Source organism: Mesorhizobium sp. M1E.F.Ca.ET.041.01.1.1, assembly GCF_003997355.1.
Classification (GTDB): domain Bacteria; phylum Pseudomonadota; class Alphaproteobacteria; order Rhizobiales; family Rhizobiaceae; genus Mesorhizobium.
On the sequence record NZ_RZSL01000689.1, the window covers coordinates 1 to 2,812 of the forward strand.

Annotated in this window: 1 protein-coding gene and 3 pseudogenes; 1 reads left to right on the plus strand and 3 read right to left on the minus strand. The window is 60.4% G+C overall.

The annotated features are described in order from the left end of the window. Positions 1-218 precede the first annotated feature (218 nt). From EOA38_RS32615 to EOA38_RS40670, 3 genes and pseudogenes are all read right to left on the minus strand, one after another. On the minus strand, positions 219-950 hold the full coding sequence (locus EOA38_RS32615) for a hypothetical protein (protein ID WP_245480979.1): 732 nt from the start codon (positions 948-950) through the stop codon (positions 219-221). 136 nt (positions 951-1,086) lie between these two features. Next, positions 1,087-2,074: pseudogene (locus EOA38_RS32620) on the minus strand (tyrosine-type recombinase/integrase). Beyond that, positions 2,071-2,265 (minus strand): annotated as a pseudogene (locus tag EOA38_RS40670) (integrase); the annotation flags it as partial. The pseudogenes EOA38_RS40670 and EOA38_RS32620, both read right to left, overlap by 4 nt. Before the next feature lie 22 nt (positions 2,266-2,287). On the opposite strand from EOA38_RS40670, the pseudogene EOA38_RS32630 reads away from it, so the two are divergent. After that, a pseudogene (locus tag EOA38_RS32630) lies at positions 2,288-2,503 on the plus strand (tyrosine-type recombinase/integrase); the annotation flags it as partial. Positions 2,504-2,812 lie beyond the last annotated feature (309 nt).

The window sequence follows — 2,812 nt, forward strand, 5'->3', positions numbered from 1 at the left end:
AGATGCTGCGAACCGCGTAACCCTGCTCACAAAGCGCCGTTACATATTGGTCAATCTGCGACCCAAGCCAGCAACCCATGATCCGATCGACAGTCTGCGGCTTGACGAAAAAGCGTTCCAACATGGCAACCTCCATTCCAAAGTAGGGAACCGGAGGATGCGCTTCTGTTGCTGCCGCAAAGAGATGTGCCGTCTTTAGCCCACAAAAATCTCTAACGTCAGTACCTTACCGACGGTAGGCCACATAACCGTTCGGGACACAAAACTGCGATTACGTGCCCGGGCACGTAATCGCAGACGATCAGGCGGGGAACGCCATCAAAGAAACGAAACATCCTGACGTGTGAACCAATCCAATCAGGCAGTGTCTGGGTCCAGGTTGTTTCGGCATAGGTGAAGCTGGACGCACCCAGCACCGCCACGAAGATCTCCGCCTCACGGATCTCGCCGGTGTCTCGATCAACGATCGGGATCTTCTTGCCGGAATAGTCGACGAAGACCTTGTCGCCGGCGGCGTGTTCTTGGCGCATCGTCGGCGAAAGCCGCTGTTCGAAGCTGCGAAAGAGCTCGCAGAACCGGCTATAGCCATATCCGTCGGGATGACTTCCTCGATACTCCTCCCACAAGATGAGGAGCGTGACGCCCGGCTTCTTGAGCTCGACGGCAAGATCGGCCCAGTTCGGCTCTGCGCGCCGCCGCGTGCCCTGTTTGACGCCATTGCGAGCGAAGAGTTTGTTCTCAAGCGCGTCATCGGTCAGCTCGCCTGGCAGGGGCCAGCTCAACCCGATTGCCGCTGCGCGCCGCAGATTATCCTGCACCGTACTGCGTGCTATTCCCAGCACGACCGCAATCTCGCGGGAGCTGGTCCCGCTTCCGGCAAGCCGAAGCATTTGTCTCAACTGTCTCATGGTCAGCCTTCTCTTTGCCGGCATCAAAATGTCCTCGTTCATCGCGAGGTAATTGATGCCAAAGTTGCTGACCCAGGAGGTAATCTTCAGTGCCGAAAACCGGCCGGTCTTTGGTTGGAATGCTGGCCGGCTTCATACCGGAATGGTGGCCGGTGTTTGATCGGAATGGCGGCCGGCTTCACGTCGGAATCCGCACGTTTGGTCGAAATCGTTCGGCCTTTGCGCGTTCGTATGGCTTCAGCTTGGCGAGTGCGGATTCCTTCAGCTCAAGATGTGCGTGAAGATAGGTCAGCGTCGTTTCCATCGCCTCATGGCCCAGCCATAGGGCGATGACCGAACAATCGACGCCCGCCTGCAGCAGCTCCATGGCAGCGCTGTGCCTCAAAACATGGGGCGACACCCGCTTCGAGCGGAGGGGGACGCAGTGTTCGCGAGCCTTGGCGACATATTTGTTCAGCAGCGCCTGCACGCCGTCGGCGCTCAGCTTGCCGCCGTGCGTGTTCGGAAAGAGAGCCGTTGCGCCCCGCTTCCTGGGCTGGTTGAGCCAGCCCCGAAGGGCTTGCTGTGCAACCTTGGTGAGCGGCGTACTTCGCTCCTTGCGGCCCTTGCCAACGCATCGCACGTGGGCACCGTGCCCCAGCATCACCGAGTCCCGGTCGAGATCGATGATCTCCGAGACTCGCAACCCCGTTTGCGCAGCCAGCAACAGCAGAGTGTGATCACGCCGTCCCAGCCATGTGCTGCGATCCGGACAGGCCAGGATCGCTTCAATCTCGGGCCTGGTGAGAAACTGAAGCTGTCGCTTGTCGCATCGCTTGCTCGGGATCGCGAGCACGCGTTGAATCTGGGCGCTATGGGCCGGCTCCTCGAACGACGCATATCTAAAGAAAGACCGTATGGAACGTGAGGCGGAGGTTCCGGGTCCTCACCGAGGCGGATCGCAGGGTCTCGAGGTCCTCCAGGAATGCGCCGATGAAAGGCGCGTCCAAATCCCGAAGTGTCAACTGCGACGGAGACCTGCCAAGGCGTGTCTGCGCGAATGCAGACAGGAGCCGGAAGGTGTCGCGATAGGAGGCGATGGTGTTGGAGCTTACGCCTCGATGTCGCATGAGCCGATCGGTGAACCATCGCTCGATTAGCACGGCCAGATCGTTCGAGGCACTCATGAGCGAACCTCCCACCGCTCATCCAGCAGTCGCGCGGCATGGGTCATTAGCTCCGGCGCGGCGGATAGATACCAGTAGGTATCGCGAACATTGGCGTGGCCGAGAAAGGTCGAGAGGACCGGCAGTTCCCGCTCGACATCTTCGCCCGCACGATACCAGTTGGTCAGGGCCTGGACGGCGAAACGGTGACGATAATTCCGAGCTCGGAATTATCGTCACAGCTGCGCGATGCACATGCTCCAGGCCACGCATGACATTCGAAAGGTGGCGCTATGGCTCGGTCACGCCAGCCTTCAGAGCACCGAGGCCTATCTGCGGGCCGACCCCACCGAGAAACTGGAGGCGCTGAACGCAACCTCGGCGCCTAACCTCAGGGCCGGGCGGTTCCGGCCGCCCGACAAGCTATTGGCCATGCTCAGCGGCAGGTGATGGTCCAAAATTATGCGGAGTGCTTCGCCCGCAAACTCCAGTCCACATCTCGGTCAATCGGCCAGGACTCCGCATAATCCTGCGCTCCACATAATTGCGGAAGTCGACCGGCTTCGTCGCCAGCATGACCTTGACCGCACCCGTCGGCCCGATCACGACGTCGCCTTCTGTGCGCGGATCACTGCGGCCACCGTCTTGGTATCGGCGCCCCGGCCGACGCGCATCGCGATGCCGTCGATCTCAAGCTCGATCATGCCGGCATCTCGGGTGGCTTGCCGTTTCCGCTGCTTCGGTGAACGGCTGGCTACA

Bases quoted from the DNA above. Each gene is read 5' to 3' on its own strand.
- EOA38_RS32615 (WP_245480979.1), bottom strand. From the start codon at position 950: ATGAACGAGGACATTTTGATGCCGGCAAAGAGAAGGCTGACCATGAGA.